Consider the following 17,651-nt stretch of genomic DNA (forward strand, 5'->3'; position numbering starts at 1 on the left):
CGGAAGGCGATCCCCTGCTCTCAGTCGGAATCGACGTTCGGAGAATCGCCCTTGTCCGCCGGCGGCATGCCGGGACCCGGCGCGGTGCCGATCACGGGATGGCGCAACAGATCGCCGTCCACGATACCGTCCTTGGCGGCCGTGCCGGCCTTGAGCTCAAGTACGAAGCGGACCGGCTCACCGGGCGACACAATCGCCTCGGATTGCGGCTCCCCTTGCTTAATCGCGCGGATCCTGCCGTCCTGGCCGACAAAGATCAGGTCGAGCGGCATCGGCGTGTTCTTCATCCAGAAACTGACATCACGTGTCTCGTCGAAGACAAACAGCATGCCATGATTGGCAGCCATGTCCTCACGAAACATCAGGCCGGCCTCACGCTCGGCCTCGGTGTCGGCGACTTCGATCGAGAAGGAGCGTTCACCTTGTTTCGTCACCGCGACCAGCGGCGTCGGGTCGACAGGAAGGATCATCGCCCGGCCGTCGGCCGCGCTGGGGACCTGGAAATAGAAGAAGGCGCCTGCGGCGATGATGACGGTAGCAGCGGCGCACAACACGCCCGCCGTCAGCCAGTTCTTGTGAGCCATATGAAATCCTCGGCCGGGATCGCCCTAGTGCGAGACCGGCAAGGTGCCCATATCGGGGTGAATTTCGGCGGCCATAAGGCCTTTGTCACCACGACCGAAACGGACAAGCACAACCTGCCCCGGCCGAAGCTCGGTGATGCCGTAGCGGCGCAAGGTCTCCATATGGACAAAGATGTCCTCGGTGCCCTCGCCACGCGTCAGGAATCCGAAACCCTTGGTGCGGTTGAACCACTTGACCAAAGCGCGTTCGAGCCCGCTCTCCGGCGTCACCGCGACATGGGTGCGCTGTTCCTGCATTTCCGCGGGATGGACAGCGGTGGTGACATCCATGGACAGCACGCGGAAGGCCTGCAGACCGCGATCGCCCTGTTTGACCAGGCAGACGACGCGCGCCCCTTCCAAGGCTGTCTGAAAGCCGTCTTTTCGAAGGCATGTCACATGGAGGAGGATATCGCCCGAGACACCGTCATCGGGAAGGATGAACCCGTAGCCCTTGGCCACATCGAACCACTTGATGGCGCCGGCAATTTCGGTCAGGTCGGCGGCATCGCCGCCTTCATCGCGCTTCAAGGCGTCGCCAAGGGTTCCGGCCCGCCCCGTCAAAGAGGCCTTTTCCCCCATAAGAATGCCCCCTTTTTTGCAAGAACACCGCAACTGATTCTTGACACCAGATTAACACTGCGGCTTCCGGTGTGTGCAAGACCTGCCGTGCCTTTTTTCACGGTTCATTGCGCGAATACCGGATTTGTTCTTTGCCGGCATTGCCCGCGGCCGGCAGATTGCCCTTTGAGCGGGTCGACCCTATGTTGCGCCGCATCCCAACAGAACGAGGAAAACACATGCGCTATCTGCACACCATGGTCCGCGTCGCCGATGTCGATGCCTCGCTCGATTTCTACTGCAACAAGCTCGGGCTTAAGGAAGTCCGCCGCTATGAAAACGAACAGGGCCGCTTCACGCTGATCTTCCTTGCCGCCTCCGAAGACGAGCAGAGCGGCATCGACGAGAAGGCGCCGCTGATCGAACTCACCTACAACTGGGACCCCGAAGACTACAAGGGCGGGCGCAATTTCGGCCACCTCGCCTATGAGGTCGACGACATCTACGCCACCTGCCAGCACCTGATGGACAGTGGCGTCATCATCAACCGGCCGCCGCGCGACGGCAACATGGCCTTCATCAGATCGCCGGACGGCATCTCGATCGAGCTTTTGCAGAAAGGCCCGGCCAAGGCCAAGGCCGAACCCTGGGCTTCGATGGCGAACACTGGAAGCTGGTAGGCGTTGACCCGGCACCGGGCGGACAGCGCCCGGCAACCCTTTGGCGCTCGGCGAGACAATGCCTATCTGTGGGATGTCGTGCCGGCACCAGCGCCGGCCCATTGTCATGCGAACGGGCACCCGCCCGCGGAGAATTCCCCATGCCGTCCAGCCATGCCGACGTCGCCACCGAACATGCCAGCCGTTACCTGCAGCAATTGTGCAAGCATTGGGCACACAAATTCCCGGTCGAGTTCGATCCGCACCATGGCGCGATCGATCTCTCGCTCGGCCGCACCGTCATGGATGCCGATGCGGCCGTGCTGCACATCACGGTGTCGACCGATGAGGCAGGATCGCTCGAGCGCCTGGAAAGCGTGGTCGCCGATCACATCAAGCGCTTCGCCTTCCGCGAGGAACTGACCTTCGACTGGAAGCCGGCGGCGTGATCTAGTTTTTGCCGGCCTGACCGGCCATCTCCAGCAGCGCCAGCACCGAGCGCCAGTTGCGCGCGGTGCCCGGCACCTTCAGAACGCGCGGAATGAGGTTGGCAAACACGGATTTGCCGTGCCCATCGGGCGCGCTGAGGTATAGCACGTCGCCCTTTACCTCGAAGCGTTCGGGGCCGGTGCACTTCTCGGCCAGCCGCGCCACCTCGTCGACGGTCGGCTCACGCTCCAGCGCATAGGCATGGAGCTTGGTGTGGTCGGCGGCCGCTTCCGGGTAGGGATTTTCACGCACCAGACGTTCGAACCATGCGAGATCGCGCACCATGATGCGCGAATGAAAACCCCATTTCTTCTCGAAGGCCGCTTCGATCTGCTTGGTCAGCGCGGCCGCGTCGCCCTTGCCGGCCCGGAACACAGCATTGCCGCTTTGCACATAAGTGGCGACATCGGAAAAGCCGAGATCCTCGAAGAACGACCTGAGCTCCGCCATCTTGACGATGCGGTTGCCGCCGACATTGATGCCTGAAAACAGCGCGATGAAAACCTTACCGCTCATATGATGAATCCCGCCAATGTTTCATTGTCGGTGATATCCTGATACTGGACGCCTTCTGCCTCGAAGTTTGCCTTCAGCAGGTCGAAATTGCGCCGGTCCTTGGTTTCGATGCCGATCAGAACCGAGCCGAAATTTCGCGCCGACTTCTTCAGATATTCAAAGCGCGCGATGTCGTCGTCCGGACCCAGCATTTCGAGGAAGTCGCGCAGCGCGCCAGGGCGTTGCGGGAAGCGGATGATGAAGTACTTCTTCAGGCCCTCGAAGCGTAGCGCCCTTTCCTTGACGTCCGGCAGCCGCTCGAAATCGAAATTGCCGCCCGAGACCACGGCGACGATGGTCTTGCCGCGGATTTCCTTCCTGGAAAAATCCTTCAGCGCATCGATCGCCAGCGCACCGGCCGGCTCGAGCACGACGCCTTCGATATTGAGCATCTCGATCATGGTCGCGCAGAGCCGATTTTCCGGGATCAACCGCACCGTGTCAGCGGCGAATTCCTTGAGATGCCGCAAGGGTTCGCGACCGATTTCGGCCACCGCCGCGCCGTCGACGAAGTTGTCGACCTTGGCGAGCTTCAGCCGCTTTCCGGCCGCGAGGCTGTCGTGCAGGCTCGGCGCCCCGGCCGGCTCGCAGAAGACGAAACGCGCCTCCCTGCCCTGATCGGCGAAATAGTGGGTGACGCCGGCGGCAAGCCCGCCGCCACCGACCGGCAGCATGATGATGTCAGGCATGCGCGCACCGGCCATCTGGTCCGCGATCTCATAGGCCACCGTCGCCTGCCCCTCGATGATGTCCTTGTGGTCGAAGGGCGGCACCATGTGGGCACCGGAGCTTTCGGTGAATTCGAAGGCGGCGCGATAGCAGTCGTCGAAAAAGTCGCCGATCAGCCTGATCTCGACGAAATCGCCGCCGAACAGCCTGGTCTTGTCGATCTTCTGTTGCGGCGTCGTCACCGGCATGAACACCACGCCTTTTTTGCCGAAATGACGGCAGACGAACGCGAAACCCTGTGCATGGTTGCCGGCCGACGCGCAGACGAACAAGTCAGCCTGGTTGCCGGCGGCAAGCGCCTTGCGGAAGAAGTTGAAGGCGCCGCGGATCTTGTAGGAGCGCACCGGGCTCAAATCCTCGCGCTTCAGCAGCACCCGAGCGCCGGTCTTTTTCGACAGGTAGTCGTTTTCCTGTAGCGGCGTTTCAGGAAAGATCTGGCGGATCGCGGCGGCAGCAACGGCGACGCGGGAGGAAAAACTGCTCATCGGAAAGCCACCTTGTGCCGCATGTTTCGTACAGACCTGTTGTCGATCTAGCCGCACAGCGCCTATCTGTTGCACGCTGATCTGGCGCAGCCGATCCTGCCTATTGCATATCCGGCTCCGCAACGCCATTGTCCGGCCCTTCATGCCCTTGCGCAAAGGGCATTCGCAGAATCCTTGCAAGCACTTGGGGGCGTTTGTTCATGCCTGTTGCATCGGTCGGTCTGAAATCCATGTCGCTGCCGGAATTCGGCGAACCGACGGTGATGCCGCTGGTTGCCCGGAATACCCATGAAGCGCGCATCGATGCGCTGATGGCGCGCGGGGCCAAGGCCGGTTTCGATGCCTTCGCCGTCTATGGCGACCGCGAGCACGCCGCCAACGTCGCCTATCTCTCAGGCTACGATCCGCGCTTCGAGGAGACATTGCTGGTCATCGTTCCCGGCAAGCGGCCACGACTTCTCGTCGGCAATGAAGGCTGGGGCTACGCCGAAATCTGCGGTGGACCCTACGAGCGTGTTCTCTACCAGACCTTCTCACTGCCGGCGCAACCACGCGACCGCTCGGATGCTCTAGCTGACATCCTCGCCGGCTGCGGCCTGAAGCCCGGCCACAGGATCGGCGCCATCGGCTGGAAGCCTTTCGGCGCCGGCGATGCCGGGTTTGACGAGACGACGCTCGACCTGCCCTCCTTCGTTGCCGACACACTGCGCGCTTTCGTCGGCGACAAGGGCGCGGTTCTGAATGCCGCCAATCTGCTGATGAACCCCACCGACGGGCTGCGCGCCATCAACGAAGCCGACCAGTTGGCCAGCTTCGAATTTGCCGCGACCTTCACCTCGCAGGGGTTGCGCAACGTCCTGCAAGGCATTGAACCCGGCATGACCGAACTGCAGGCGGCGAGGCTGATGGGCATGAACGGCCTGCCGCATGGCTGTCATCCCATGCTGTCGGCGGGAAAACGCGCCGCCTATGGCCTGCCAAGCCCTCGCCTCGACGTCATCCGGCGCGGTGACCCGATCACCATGGCCTATGGCATCCAGGGTGCGCTCAACGCCCGTGCCGGCTTTTTGGCCGAGGATGCCTCAGAGCTGCCTGCCGCTATCCGCGATTATGTCGAAAAGCTGGTCGCGCCCTATTTCGCGGCCGTCGTCGACTGGTACGAAGCGATCGGCATCGGCACGACGGGCGGCGCTCTGTGGAAGGCGGTGCATGATCGTATCGGCGACCCGTTCTTCGGCGTCTCCCTCAATCCCGGCCATCTGGTCCATATCGATGAGTGGATGCATTCGCCGGTTTTTTCCGGCTCCGACATCAAGCTGCGATCAGGCATGGCGCTACAGGTCGACATCATCCCGGCGACCGGCAGCGACTATTTCACCACCAACATCGAGGATGGCATCGCGCTCGCCGACGACGCGCTGCGCGAGGAGATCGCGGCGCGCTATCCCGAAGCCTGGAGCCGCATCGAAGCGCGGCGCGCCTTCATGTCGGATGTGCTCGGCATCCGCCTCAAGCCGGAGGTGCTGCCCTTCTCCAACATTCCAGCTTTCCTTCCGCCATTTTGGCTTTCGCGCAACAGTGCGATGGCCGTAGCCAGCCGCTGACCACATTTCGACTGGACACGACTTAGTTCTGCCGCACTCTCCCTGTCCGGGAGGTGTCGCGGGGGTAGATGGGCCTTTTGGCCGGAGTGGAATTCAGACGTGCCTTTGAAGAATATACTTACCGTTGTTATCGCCTTGCTCGTCGCCGGCTGCGCCGGCCCGCAAACGCAGGAATTGCTTGGCAGCGCCATCGTCGCCGCGCCGGTGACAGAAATCGCCGGCAACCACTCCATCTTCATCGCCACGACGCGCAAGAAATCCGATGATCCCAACAAGGTTTTCGACGGTGAGCGCTCTGCGACGCTGAACTATGCGCGCGTGAATGTCACCGTCCCAGGGCTCCACAAGACTGGCCAGATCGAACGGCGCTCACGCGGCAAGTCGGATGATCCGGCCAAATATTTCATGGCTTCCGAGGTCGTCGGCTACGACGCGCAGCCGAAATTCTCCAGCGCGCTCAACGCCGATATCGCGGCGCGCGGCGGCCGCGTCATGGTCTTCGTCCACGGCTACAACACCGGCTTCGACGACGCGGTCTATCGCTTGACCCAGATCGTCCACGATTCCGGCTATCCGGGCACGCCGGTACTGTTTTCCTGGGCCTCGGGCGCAAGGACCACCGACTATGTCTATGACAAGGAAAGTGCCAGCGCCGCACGCGACCAGCTCGAAGTGACATTGCGCATGCTGGAGCAATCCGGCGCGCGGCGCATCGACATTGTCGCGCATTCGATGGGAACCTGGGTGACCATGGAAACGCTGCGTCAGATGGCCATCAGCGGCGACCGTGATCTCGGCGGCAAGCTCGGCGACGTGGTGCTTGCCTCGCCCGACATCGATGTCGATGTGTTCAAGAGCCAGATGCGCCGCTATGGCAAGCCCGACAAGCCGTTCATCCTGCTGTTGTCCGACGACGACCGCGCGCTGAGACTCTCCGGCCTGATCGCCGGTTCACGGCCGCGCGTCGGCGATTACAAGGATGCCGCCGATCTTGCCTCCTACGGCGTGACGGTCGTCGATCTCTCCAAGGTCAAAGGCAGCGACAGCTTCAACCACACGAAATTCGCCGACAATCCGGCCTTGGTGAAGATGATCGGCCAGCGGCTGCGCGAGGATGACGGCTTTGCCAGCGACCGGGACGTGACCGACCGTATCAGCCTGCTCGGGCAATAGATGCGGCACCACGGATTTCGCCGTGTCCGTTCACCCTCGCGGCAGTATCAGGCCACTTTGAACTGGACCACGCCGGCCTCTGGCTATATCGGAATGGTGTGCGACGTCATGCGTTTGACGTCCCCCGTCGCGGGAGCCGGCGCTTGACCTTGCGCTTGAACAGTTTCGTCGTCGCCTTTGCGCTCGCCGTTGCCGGCTGTGCTGGCCAGAACACGCATGATCTGCTCAACAAGACGACGGTCGCGGTACCTGCCTCCGACATCGCGGCCACCCACGAGATCTTTGTCGCCACCACCCGCCAGCAGGCGACCAAGGATCCGCGGCAGGTATTCGACGGCGATCGCTCGTTGACCACAAGCTACGCCCGCGTCGATGTCACCGTGCCGAAGGTCCACCAGGTCGGAGCTATCGAGCGGGCCAAGGGCTCGGCCAATTCGAACCCGGCCAAGCAATTCACCGCCACCAATGTCGTCCACTATGGCGATGCCCCACAATTCGCCAAGGCGGTCGGCGCCGACATCGCCATGCGCGGCGATCGCGCCCTGGTGTTCGTGCACGGCTTCAACAACGGCTTCGACGACGGCATCTATCGGCTGACGCAGATCGCCCACGATACGAAATATCCCGGCACGCCGGTTCTGTTCTCCTGGGCGTCGAGCGCCAAGACGACGGGCTATATCTACGACAAGGACAGCGCCAACGCCGCTCGCGACGATCTCGAGGCGACGCTGAGGATGCTCGCCAAGACGCGGGTCAAGAGCATCGACATCATCGCCCATTCAATGGGTACCTGGCTGACCATGGAGGCGCTGCGCCAGCTCGCCATCACCGGCGACCGCGATCTCAACGGCAAGCTCGGCTATGTCGTCCTGGCTTCGCCCGACATCGATGTCGACGTGTTCAAGAAGCAGATGATACGCTACGGCAAGCCGGACAAGCCGTTTGCCGTGCTGCTTTCGGGCGATGACCGGGCGCTCAAATTGTCTTCCCTTATCTCTGGCGACAAGCCGCGTGTCGGCGACTATGGCAATGCGGCCGATCTCGCCAGCTATGGCGTCTCCGTGGTCGACCTGACAAAGGCCAAGGGCGGCGACGGTGGCCTCAACCACGCAAAATTCGCCGACAATCCGATCCTGGTGCAGTTGCTTGGCGACCGGCTGCGCACCCCTGCCGGCCTGGCCTCCGACGAACCCGACCCGGCACAGCTCAACAATCTCGGCCAGGGCCTCGGCAAGGCCGTCGGTTCGGTCGCCGAGGTCGTCATCACCACGCCGTTCAAGGTGCTGACCATCGTCACTGGCGGGTGAGCGAGGCGCCGGTGCCTGGTCTCAGACGAACAGGTCGACCTTCTGGAAGGTCGTCACATCGATCAGGCCGACATCGGAAATCCTGAGCTCCGGAATGACCACCAGCGCCAAAAGCGAATGCTGCATGTAGGCGTTGTTCAGGGAACAGCCCATCTTTCGCATCGCCTCGGTCAGTTTCTCCGCCTTGGCGGCGACGATCTCGGCGCGCTCGTCCGACATCAGCCCGGCGATCGGCATTTCGACCAGCGCCAGTTCCTTGCCCTTGGAAAACAGCACGACGCCGCCGCCGACTTCGCCCAGCCGGTTGACCGCCAGCGCCATGTCCCGCTTGTTGGTGCCGACGCAGATGATGTGGTGGGCGTCATGCGCCACGCTCGAGGCCATGGCGCAATCGCTCATATAGCCGAACCCGGAGACGAAGGCGTTGGTGACGCCGCCCGTTCCCCTGTGGCGCTCGACGAGCGCGATCTGGCAGACGTCGTTGCGGCGATCCATGGCGACCAGCCCGTCCTCGACCGGTAGATCCGCTTCCAGCGCCCGCGTCGGCGCCTGGTTCTCGATGACGCCGATGACCCGCACCCGCACCTCGTTGGCGCCCTTGGGGGCGGCGATGTCGAAATCGCCGGCCTTCAGCTTCTTGCCCAACTTGACCGTGTTCTTCGCCGTCTTCGGGTAGTCGTAAGCCGGAATGTCGATGTCGAGCTTGCCGCCCTTGGCCAGCCTGACGCCGCGCGCATAGACCTCGTCGATGGTCATTGCCGCGAGATCGGAGACAATCAGTACGTCGCCCAACCGCCCCGGCGCGATCGAACCGATCTCGCGTTCCAGCCGGAAATGCTGGGCGGTGTTGATCGTGGCCATCTGGATCGCCGTCACCGGCTTCAGCCCTTGGCTGATGGCGTGGCGCACCACCCGATCCATGTGACCTTCGTGCACCAGCGTGCCTGAATGGCTGTCGTCGGTGCACAGGATGAAGTTACGCGGATCGATGCCGCTCTCCGTCACCGCCTTGATCTGCGAGGCGACGTCGTACCAGGCCGAGCCAAGCCGCAGCATGGCCTTCATGCCCTGGCGCACGCGGGCGATGGCGTCCTCGGCGCGCGTGCCTTCGTGATCGTCCTCGGGGCCGCCGGCGACATAGCCGTGGAACGGCAGGCCGAGATCGCGCGAGGCGTAGTGGCCGCCGACCGTCTTGCCCGCATGGACCGTCGCCGCGATCTCGCCCGACATAACAGGATCGTTGGCGGCGACGCCTGGAAAATTCATCACTTCGCCGAGCCCGATAATGTTTTCCCAGGTCATCGCTTCCGCGACATCGGCAACCGTCAACTCGGCGCCGGCATGTTCCAGCCCAGGCGCCGAAGGCACGCAGGACGGCATCTGCACATGCACGTTGATGGGCATGGCCACCGCCTCGTCATGCATCAGCCGCACACCGGGCAAGCCAAGCACATTGGCGATCTCGTGCGGATCGATGAACATCGACGTCGTGCCGTGCGGGATAACGGCACGGCAGAATTCGGTGACCGTCACCATGCCGCTCTCGACATGCATGTGCGCGTCGCAGAGGCCGGGCACCAGATAGCGCCCGCCGGCATCGACCACCTTGGTGCCCTGGCCGATGGCGTGGCTGGCATTCGGACCACAATAGGCGAAACGGCCGCCGGCAATGGCGATGTCGGTGCCGGCGATGACCTCGCCCGAGTGAACATTCACCCAGCGGCCGTTGCGAATGACGAGGTCGGCGGGCTTGCGACCCATGGCGACGTCGACCAGATGCGTCGCCATCTCGGTCCAGGGCTTGGGTTTCGTCGCATGCGCCGCCGGCTTCTTTGCCATGAAGGGACTCCTGTTTGCACGACTGTGCCAAGCCTGCCTGGTTTTGACCAGCGCCAAACCGCGGGTCGGCGAGCGGCACAGGCTGCAACCAGAAATAGGATTCCGTTTTGTCGTAAATCGGTCTACCCTGCCTGCCAAGGATCTTTCTGGCTCTTCATCCGGGGAGTTCGATGTATCGCCTAGTGGTCGCAAGCGCCGGTCTTCTTGCCGCCCTGTCCATGCCGGCTTTCGCGGCCGACCCGACAGTCGACGTGCCGATGACCGCGCCAGGCTTCGACTGGACCGGATACTACGCCGGCCTGCAGGCAGGCTATGGCTGGGGCCAATCCGACATCTCAGGAACGGAGGGCGCCCCGTTTTCCGTCTCGCCTGACGTCGATGGCGGTTTCGTCGGCGGGCACGTCGCCGGGCTTTGGCAGTTCGACCAGGCGGTGATCGGCGCGGAAGCCGACCTCAACTATTCCGCTGTCGACGGCACGACCGAGGCGGAGCCGGGAAACAATTTCGGCACCGACATCAAATGGTTCGGGTCGGTCAACGCCAAGGCCGGCTACGCCATGGACAGGGTGCTGGTCTACGGTATCGGCGGCATCGCCTTTGCCGGTATCGAAACCTCGCAAGCCTCGGGCTCTGCGTTCTCCCAGACACGCACGAATGTCGGCTGGACCGTAGGTGCCGGCGTCGACTACGCGCTGACCGACAAGTTCGTCGTCGGCGCGCAGTATCGGTATTATGATTTCGGCTCCGAGCACTATGATGGATCCGCCGATTTCGTCGGCCGCGACCAGGATACGAAGCTGAACACCGTCGGGATCAATCTCAGCTACAAGTTCTGATCCCTGCCGACATCGATCGGCGCGTTGCGCCTGTGACGCAGTCGGCAATTCGACGAGAGGGGCGGCCGGCGCCCCCAGTGGGCGGGGGAATGGGTTGGGCCTGGTAGACGCCGGCCTCGGCGGAGCAAGTCCACCGCCCAAACACCTTACTCATTGCGCGCGGCGCGGATAATTCCGCGATCACACCAGTATCGCCACGCCTCCTCCTCTGGGGTGCGCGTCCAGACAGCTCAAGAACACGACTTGACGGCCTGTGTCTGACATCTGAAAAGGGCGGGCCTGCGGACGTGGCGGAATTGGTAGACGCAAGGGACTTAAAATCCCTCGATCTCTGATCGTACGGGTTCGATTCCCGTCGTCCGCACCACAATGAAAGCCATACGACCGTCACAGGTGACCTTCTTCCTGTTTGCTAGATGCGCGTGGTGCCACTCTCTTGGCCACCAGGACGTTGCACCGGCGACGGCTGATCGGCGCTTCGGCCATGGTCTGGTCCACAGCCCACCTCAATGATTCCGACCAGTGCGCGAACAAACTCAACCATGTCGTTTGCCGTTATGGCCGCCTGGTCAGGGCTCTGCCCAATGTGTTCGGCGGCCGCGCAACATGACAGGCGGATGAGATCGTAGTGCGGATCCCTTTCATCCTCCGGCAACACAGACAATTTCATGGCTCGGCGATAAATCAACCGCAGCAATTGTTCGAGAGCTGCTCCGACACGCATGCGCTTGCTCCGCATTGGTCAGGCGTCCCGGCCCTCCAGGGCGCTGGGAACGTCGATGAGGAGGTGTCCCATTCTGTGCCAAAGGCTGCATCACAGCCATTAATATATCGTTTATTGCTAATATACACCTCAGTAAGGTCGCCTGTGAGTGCCAGACCACTGGTCAGGCAATGATCGGGTTCAGTTTCAGATGCTGGATCAAAATAATCGTCTTGGCATCGACGATGCGGCCGTCGGCAATGCCGGCCAGCGCCTCGTCGAGCGGCATTTCCAGAACCTCGATGTCCTCCCCCTCCTCCGGTGCGCCGCCGCCGGCCGAGATACGGTCGGCGGGCGAATAGCGCGCGACGAAGAACCAGAGCCGCTCGGTGACGCTGCCCGGGCTCATGTAAGGCGAGAACAGCCGTTCCACATGCTGCAGCCGGTAGCCGAGTTCTTCCTCGGCCTCCTTGCGGATGGCGGTCTCCGGATCGTTTTCGTCGAGCAGCCCGGCACAGGCCTCGATCAGCGGTTCGCGGTGACCGGTGACGTAGGCGGGATAGCGGAACTGGCGCACCAGGAGCACCGTCGAGCGCTGAGGGTCGTATGGCAAGATCACCGCGCCATCGCCGCGATCATAGGTCTGTCGGACCTGCGTCTCCCACTGGCCGTCGCGCCGGCGGTAATCGAGGACGGTCTTCTTCAGGACAGCCCAGTCGTCGGAGAGGATTTCTTCCGAACGGATGCGGATGCGGTCTTCCATCATGGTCTCCATGCTATGGGTCGAGGCGTAGCCGCCAACCGGTATTTGCGCAATGCAGGCGAATGGTTCAAAAATACGTTTCACCGTCTCGTGTCTGGCGCGCCCTCGATCCATTGCCTAGACAGCTGCTTACCTCTCCCGGAGCCCCTTTTCATGACAACATCGCTTTTCCAGCCGATCACGCTCGACGGCCTCGCCTTCCCCAACCGTATCGCTGTCGCTCCGATGTGCCAGTATTCCGCCGAGGACGGCTGCGCCAGCGACTGGCATCTTTACCACTGGATGAACCTGGCCATGTCGGGCGCCGGCATGGTCACGGTGGAGATGACCGATGTCGAGCGGCGCGGGCGCATTTCGCATGGCTGCCTGGGTCTCTATTCCGACGACAATGAAGCCGCCGCCCGTCGTGCCCTGGACGCCGCCAGACGCGTGGCCGCCCCCGGCACGAAGTTCGGCACGCAGCTTGCCCATGCCGGCCGCAAGGCCTCGAACCGCAAGCCTTGGGAAGGTGGCGGGCCGCTGCAGCCAAACGAGGATCCGTGGCAGACCGTCTCGGCTTCGGCCATCGCCTACGACACCGGTTGGAATGTGCCACGCGCGCTCGATGAGGAAGAAATCCTGCAGCTCATCGAACGGTTCGCTCAAGCCGCAAGGCGGGCCGAACGCGCCGGCTTCGACTTCATCGAACTGCATGCCGCGCATGGCTACCTGATCTTCCAGTTCCTCTCGCCATTGTCCAATCAACGCACCGACCGCTGGGGCGGCTCGCTGGAAAACCGGATGCGCCTTGTCGTCGAAATCGCCAAGGCAGTGAAGAAAGCGGTGCCGAAACTGATGCTCGGCGCGCGGTTGTCGGTGAAAGACTGGGTCGATGGCGGCTTCGAAGTCGAGGATGCGATCGAGGTGGCGAAGGCACTGAAGGCCGAGGGCGTCGCCTATCTCTGCTGCTCCAGCGGCGGCAATTCGCCGCTGCAGAAATTGCCCACCGGCCCCGGCTATCAGGTGCACCTGGCGGAAGCGGTGCGCAAGGGTGCCGGCATCCCGACCCGCGCGGTCGGGCTGATCGACGATCCCAAGCAGGCTGAGGCAATTCTCGCCGAGGGCCGCGCCGACATGGTGGCGCTGGCGCGCGCCTTCCTTGCCGATCCGCGCTGGGGATGGCGTGCGGCCGCAACATTCAGCGAAACGATTCATCCGGCGCCGCAACTCGCCCGGTCGGTGACGACCATGGAACACTGGATGAAGGCAGCCGGCTGACCGGCCTTTGCCCAGGGCCTTTGCGGGTCAGCCTGAGATGGCGGCCCGCAGGATGGCTCGCAGTTTGTCGCGATCGAGTTTGATCGGGTTGCCGCCGGCGCAAGGGTCGCTCTCGCCCATCGTGGCGACGCGCTCCTCGTCGATGTCGGTCAGCCCGATCCCCGGCAACGTGGCGGGGATGTTCAATCGGACCCGCAGTTCGATGATCCAGTCCACGACCGCTCGAGCATCGTGCGTCGGAAGGTCGAGGAAGCGCGCAAGCAGGCTGAGCTTCTCTTCCACCACCGGGGCGTTGAATTCGACGACATAGGGCATCAGCACGGCGTTGAGCAGGCCGTGGTGGGTGTCGTAGAGAGCTCCGAGCGGATGGGCGAGCGCATGTATCGCGCCGAGGCCCTTCTGCAGGGCCACGCAGCCCATGCCCGACGCGATCAGCATCTGCGCGCGGGCTTCGATGTTCTGCCCATCCTCCACGGCGACCGGCAGCCAGGTCTTGATCAGCCTCAAGGCATTGAGCGCGATGCCTTCGGCCATGGGGTGATAGCTCGGCGCGCAATAGGCTTCCAGCGCATGCGAGAGCGCGTCCATGCCGGTGGCCGCCGTGATATGGGCGGGCAGTCCGGTGGTCAGTTCGGGGTCCATGAGCACCACATCCGGCATCATGCGCGGATGGAAGACGATGACCTTGCGCTTCTCAGCCTCGTTGGTGATGACCGAGGCGCGGCCGAGCTCGGAGCCGGTGCCGGCGGTCGTCGGTATGGCGATGACAGGAACGAGGTGGGACGTGTCGGCACGCTTCCAGTTGTCGCCGATATCCTCCAGGTCCCACATCGGGATGGATTGCGTCGCCATCAGCGCGATTGCCTTGGCGGCATCGAGCGCGCTGCCGCCGCCGATGGCGACGACGAGGTCGTGCTGGCCCTGCTTCAGAACGGCCACGCCGTCGGCGACATTGCCGCCGGTCGGGTTCGGCTTGACGTTGTGGAAGAAGCCGGCATCCAGTCCGCTCACCTTCAGCACTTCGAGCGTGCGCTGCACTGGAAAGAGCGTCTTCAGGCCATCATCGGTGACGACCAGCGGCCGCTTCGCGCCGAGTTCACGAACGATACCGGCCAGTTCGGCGATCCGGCCATTGCCGAAGCGCACAGAGGTCGGAAAGCTCCAGTTGCCGGAGACGGCCGGGGTGAAAGCGGTCATGGGATCATTACCTTGAATTGGTTTGGGAATTGGCTTGAGGTCAGGCTGTCGCCAGCTTCTGTCGTTTGAGCGCCCGGCGTCGCAGGAAATCGACCAGGAAAACCAGGATCAGGGCGGGGATGAAATTGAGCGTGGCGAGCGCCGGATAGATCGGCGAGGAGCCGACGGCGATGCCGCTGTAGACGAAGATCGGCAGCGTGCGCGCGGTGCCAGCCAGCGAATAGGAGACGTAGAAATTTCCCCAGGAAAGGAGAAAGGCGAAGGTCGCGGCGGAGAGGATGCCTGGCCACAGCAGCGGGAAAGTGATTTCGCGGAACACCTCCCAGCCGGTGGCGCCGGCATCGCGCGCGGCGTCCTCCAGCGTCTCGTCGAAGCCGTAGACCTGCACGGCCACGATAACCAGCGCGAAGGGAGTGATGTAGACGATGTGGCCGATGATCACCGTCGCCAGCCCGGTCGAAAAACCCAGCCAGTTGCCGAGCACCGAGAACCACAGCAGCATCACCACGCCGAGCAGCAGTTGCGGGAACAGCAGCGGCAGGAAGCTGACGGTGCGGAAGATGTTCTGGAAGCGGAAGCGATAGCGGATCCACGCCACGGCTCCGGCCGAGCCGAGCACCGTGGCAAAGACCGTCGAGATCGCCGCGACGATCGCGGAATTCGCGACCGCCGGCAGGAAGTCGGGCTTGCGGAACAGTTCGCCATACCATTCGAGCGAGAAACCTTCGATCGGGAAGGTCAGCACGCGGCTGTCGGTGAAGGAAAACACCACCAGCGTGAGGATCGGCACGTAGAAGAACAGGATCAGCAGCGCCATGGTGCCGACGAGGAAAACGTCGACAACCCTGTTCTTCAGGCGTTCCGGGATCATCGGACAGACCTTTCGTGGTTGGCCGACCCGCGCATCAGAATAAAGGCAGCGAGCGACAGCGACAGAGCGCCGATGACGATCAGCACCAGCGTCAGCGCCGCACCGAGAGGCCAGTTGACCCGCGTCTCGAAGCTTTGGCGGATCAGCTCGGAAGCCAATGGCGCGGTGCCGCCGCCGAGCACCTTCGGTTCGAGGAAGGCGCCGAGGCTGAGCACGAAGACCAGCACGGCGCCGCAATAGAGCCCCGGACGGGCAAGCGGCAGCGTCACTTCGAAGAATGCGCGCAGCCGCGATGCGCCGGAATCATAGGCGGCCAGCACCAGGTCCCGGTCGATGCGTGCCAGCGACAAATAGATGGTGAACATCGGATAGACGACGAGGCCATAGACCATGCCGATCATCGTGCCGGTCGGCGTGAACAAGAGATTGAGCGCTTCCTGGCCGAGGCCGAGATGCGCCAGCAGCCAGTTGGCGACGCCGCTCTTGTCGAGCACGAGGATCCAGCCGAAGGTTTTCAGCACCGCGTCGGTCAGGAAGGCGAAGATGATCAGGATCTGGATCTGCGCATTATAGGCCCTGAGCCGCGTCGCCAGCGCGTAGGCGGCGGGAAAGGCGATGAGCACGCAGACGACCACGCACACCAGCGCCATGGCGACGGTTCGCGCCATGATGGTCCAGTAATGCGGCTTGGAGAACACTTCGGTCCAGACCTTGAGGTCCCAGGTCCAGGACAGGCGATAGAACTGCGTCGTCTGGAACGACAGCACCACCGTCATCAGCAACGGAATGATGAAGAACAGCAGCATCACGACCGCGAGCGGCGCCACCGCCGCCACGAGAACCGGATCACCCCAGCGCTTGCTATCGGTCCGCACGGCTCACTCCGAAAGCAGGAAGCTGCGGGTCGGATGAAAGCCGATCCTGACGCTGTCGGAGACCTTGGCGGGCAGATCGAGCGAACCGGCGAGATCCATGACCACGGCCTTGTCCAGGCCGGGGACGCGCACGCGATACTGCGTGGACGAACCCTTGATGAAATACTCCTCGACGGTGCCGTTCAGCACCCATTCGCCGGGTTCAGCCGCGCCGGTGACGAAACGGATGGTCTCGGGACGAACCAGCAGGGCTGTCGCGCCGCTGCCCAGGAAGAGAGAAATCCGCTCCCCGGCGATCACGGCTGCGTTGTCGCCAACCAGCGGTGAAGTAACCTTTGCGTCGCCACCATCGCGCGCGACGGATACCGGCAAGAAGTTGGTTTCGCCTATGAAGCCGGCGACGAACATGTTGGCCGGGCGGTAGTAGATATCCGACGGCGTGCCCAGTTGCACGACTTCGCCGGCTCGCATGACGCAGATACGGTCGGCAAGCATCATGGCTTCTTCCAAATCGTGGGTAACGAGGACGAAGCTGGTGCCGAGTTCGCGATGCAGCTTCTTCAGCTCGGCCTGCAGCGATTTCTTCAGCTTGGCGTCGAGCGCGCTCATCGGCTCGTCGAGCAGAAGCACGCTCGGGCGCGAGATCAGCGCGCGGGCGAGCGCCACGCGCTGCTGTTCGCCGCCGGAAAGCTGGACGGGATAGCGTGTCAGGTACTCGCGCTTAAGATGCATTAGGTCGAGCATGGCTGATATGCGCTGGTCCATCTCGGCCTTCGCCACCTTCTGCAGCTTGAGCGGAAAGCCGATATTGTCCGACACGGTCTTGTGCGGAAACAGCGCCAGCTTCTGGAAGACCATTCGCGTCGGCCGCTTCGCGGCCGGCACGCCCTGCATGTTCTGGCCCTGGATTTCCAGCACGCCGGCGGTCGGGTCCTCGAAACCGGCAAGGATCTTCAGCAGCGTGGTCTTGCCGCAACCGGAAGGGCCGACAAGCGCCATGAACTCGCCCGCGCCGATGTCGAGGGACACGCCATGCAAGGCTCGCATGGAGCCATAGTCCTTGACTATGCCAGACGCATTGATGATCGGCGCGTTGATGATTGCGGTTGTCAAAACTCGCCCGCC

18 protein-coding genes and 1 tRNA gene are annotated in these 17,651 nt (G+C 63.0%); 8 read left to right on the forward strand and 11 right to left on the reverse strand.

Annotation, left to right across the window (positions count from 1 at the left end):
- Positions 1-20: 20 nt before the first annotated feature.
- Positions 21-584, reverse strand: a complete 564-nt coding sequence (locus MesoLj_RS24300; RefSeq protein ID WP_202322833.1) for a DUF192 domain-containing protein — start codon at positions 582-584, stop codon at positions 21-23.
- A 24-nt stretch (positions 585-608) separates the two neighbouring features.
- Positions 609-1,205, reverse strand: coding sequence for a cold-shock protein (locus MesoLj_RS24305; RefSeq protein ID WP_140767746.1), 597 nt, complete (start codon positions 1,203-1,205; stop codon positions 609-611).
- A 218-nt stretch (positions 1,206-1,423) separates the two neighbouring features.
- Between MesoLj_RS24305 and gloA the strand changes: the two genes are divergently transcribed.
- Complete coding sequence (gloA, locus tag MesoLj_RS24310; protein WP_202322834.1) at positions 1,424-1,864, forward strand: lactoylglutathione lyase; 441 nt, start codon at positions 1,424-1,426, stop codon at positions 1,862-1,864.
- 140 nt (positions 1,865-2,004) lie between these two features.
- Positions 2,005-2,292: a DUF2218 domain-containing protein gene (locus MesoLj_RS24315; protein WP_140767748.1), complete on the forward strand. Its 288-nt coding sequence runs from the start codon at positions 2,005-2,007 to the stop codon at positions 2,290-2,292.
- Position 2,293: 1 nt separating this feature from the next.
- Here the strand turns inward: MesoLj_RS24315 and MesoLj_RS24320 are convergent, their stop codons facing one another.
- Together MesoLj_RS24320 and ilvA are read right to left on the reverse strand one after the other, a co-directional pair.
- Positions 2,294-2,848 (reverse strand): DUF1697 domain-containing protein, encoded by a 555-nt coding sequence (locus MesoLj_RS24320; RefSeq protein ID WP_202322835.1) that lies wholly within the window; start codon positions 2,846-2,848, stop codon positions 2,294-2,296.
- Positions 2,845-4,101 (reverse strand): threonine ammonia-lyase IlvA, encoded by a 1,257-nt coding sequence (ilvA, locus tag MesoLj_RS24325; protein ID WP_202322836.1) that lies wholly within the window; start codon positions 4,099-4,101, stop codon positions 2,845-2,847. Before ilvA ends, MesoLj_RS24320 begins: the two co-directional genes overlap by 4 nt.
- Positions 4,102-4,301: 200 nt before the next feature.
- On the opposite strand from ilvA, the gene MesoLj_RS24330 reads away from it, so the two are divergent.
- From MesoLj_RS24330 to MesoLj_RS24340, 3 genes are all read left to right on the forward strand, one after another.
- On the forward strand, positions 4,302-5,705 hold the full coding sequence (locus MesoLj_RS24330) for a M24 family metallopeptidase (RefSeq protein ID WP_202322837.1): 1,404 nt from the start codon (positions 4,302-4,304) through the stop codon (positions 5,703-5,705).
- Between the two features lie 99 nt (positions 5,706-5,804).
- Positions 5,805-6,878, forward strand: coding sequence for an alpha/beta hydrolase (locus MesoLj_RS24335; protein WP_202322838.1), 1,074 nt, complete (start codon positions 5,805-5,807; stop codon positions 6,876-6,878).
- Between the two features lie 143 nt (positions 6,879-7,021).
- Positions 7,022-8,185: an alpha/beta hydrolase gene (locus MesoLj_RS24340; protein ID WP_202322839.1), complete on the forward strand. Its 1,164-nt coding sequence runs from the start codon at positions 7,022-7,024 to the stop codon at positions 8,183-8,185.
- 21 nt (positions 8,186-8,206) lie between these two features.
- On the opposite strand, the gene ade is transcribed toward MesoLj_RS24340, so the two are convergent.
- Positions 8,207-10,024: an adenine deaminase gene (ade, locus tag MesoLj_RS24345; RefSeq protein WP_202322840.1), complete on the reverse strand. Its 1,818-nt coding sequence runs from the start codon at positions 10,022-10,024 to the stop codon at positions 8,207-8,209.
- Between the two features lie 170 nt (positions 10,025-10,194).
- Between ade and MesoLj_RS24350 the strand changes: the two genes are divergently transcribed.
- Together MesoLj_RS24350 and MesoLj_RS24355 are read left to right on the forward strand one after the other, a co-directional pair.
- Positions 10,195-10,860 carry an outer membrane protein gene (locus MesoLj_RS24350; RefSeq protein WP_202322841.1) on the forward strand — a complete coding sequence of 222 codons (666 nt, stop codon included), beginning with the start codon at positions 10,195-10,197 and terminating at the stop codon, positions 10,858-10,860.
- A 281-nt stretch (positions 10,861-11,141) separates the two neighbouring features.
- Positions 11,142-11,227, forward strand: a tRNA-Leu gene (locus tag MesoLj_RS24355).
- 45 nt (positions 11,228-11,272) lie between these two features.
- Here MesoLj_RS24355 and MesoLj_RS24360 read toward each other — a convergent pair.
- Together MesoLj_RS24360 and MesoLj_RS24365 are read right to left on the reverse strand one after the other, a co-directional pair.
- Entirely contained in the window at positions 11,273-11,584 is a 312-nt protein-coding gene (locus tag MesoLj_RS24360) for a hypothetical protein (protein WP_202322842.1), read from the reverse strand.
- Positions 11,585-11,747: 163 nt separating this feature from the next.
- The gene (locus MesoLj_RS24365) at positions 11,748-12,326 is read right to left on the reverse strand and encodes an NUDIX domain-containing protein (RefSeq protein ID WP_202327443.1); all 579 of its coding nucleotides are present in this window, start codon (positions 12,324-12,326) and stop codon (positions 11,748-11,750) included.
- A 153-nt stretch (positions 12,327-12,479) separates the two neighbouring features.
- On the opposite strand from MesoLj_RS24365, the gene MesoLj_RS24370 reads away from it, so the two are divergent.
- The gene (locus MesoLj_RS24370; RefSeq protein WP_140767758.1) at positions 12,480-13,583 is read left to right on the forward strand and encodes an NADH:flavin oxidoreductase/NADH oxidase; all 1,104 of its coding nucleotides are present in this window, start codon (positions 12,480-12,482) and stop codon (positions 13,581-13,583) included.
- A 27-nt stretch (positions 13,584-13,610) separates the two neighbouring features.
- Here the strand turns inward: MesoLj_RS24370 and MesoLj_RS24375 are convergent, their stop codons facing one another.
- The 4 genes from MesoLj_RS24375 to MesoLj_RS24390 are packed head-to-tail and all read right to left on the reverse strand — an operon-like array spanning position 13,611 to position 17,639.
- A complete protein-coding gene (locus MesoLj_RS24375; protein ID WP_202322843.1) occupies positions 13,611-14,780 on the reverse strand; it encodes an iron-containing alcohol dehydrogenase in 1,170 nt (389 codons plus the stop codon).
- 40 nt (positions 14,781-14,820) lie between these two features.
- The gene (locus MesoLj_RS24380; protein ID WP_140767760.1) at positions 14,821-15,651 is read right to left on the reverse strand and encodes an ABC transporter permease; all 831 of its coding nucleotides are present in this window, start codon (positions 15,649-15,651) and stop codon (positions 14,821-14,823) included.
- Positions 15,648-16,526, reverse strand: a complete 879-nt coding sequence (locus MesoLj_RS24385) for an ABC transporter permease (protein ID WP_140767761.1) — start codon at positions 16,524-16,526, stop codon at positions 15,648-15,650. The genes MesoLj_RS24380 and MesoLj_RS24385 overlap by 4 nt, the downstream gene beginning before the upstream one ends.
- A 3-nt stretch (positions 16,527-16,529) precedes the next feature.
- Positions 16,530-17,639 carry an ABC transporter ATP-binding protein gene (locus MesoLj_RS24390; protein ID WP_202322844.1) on the reverse strand — a complete coding sequence of 370 codons (1,110 nt, stop codon included), beginning with the start codon at positions 17,637-17,639 and terminating at the stop codon, positions 16,530-16,532.
- Between the last annotated feature and the right edge of the window lie 12 nt (positions 17,640-17,651).

It is taken from the genome of Mesorhizobium sp. 113-3-9 (assembly GCF_016756515.1).
Lineage (GTDB): Bacteria > Pseudomonadota > Alphaproteobacteria > Rhizobiales > Rhizobiaceae > Mesorhizobium.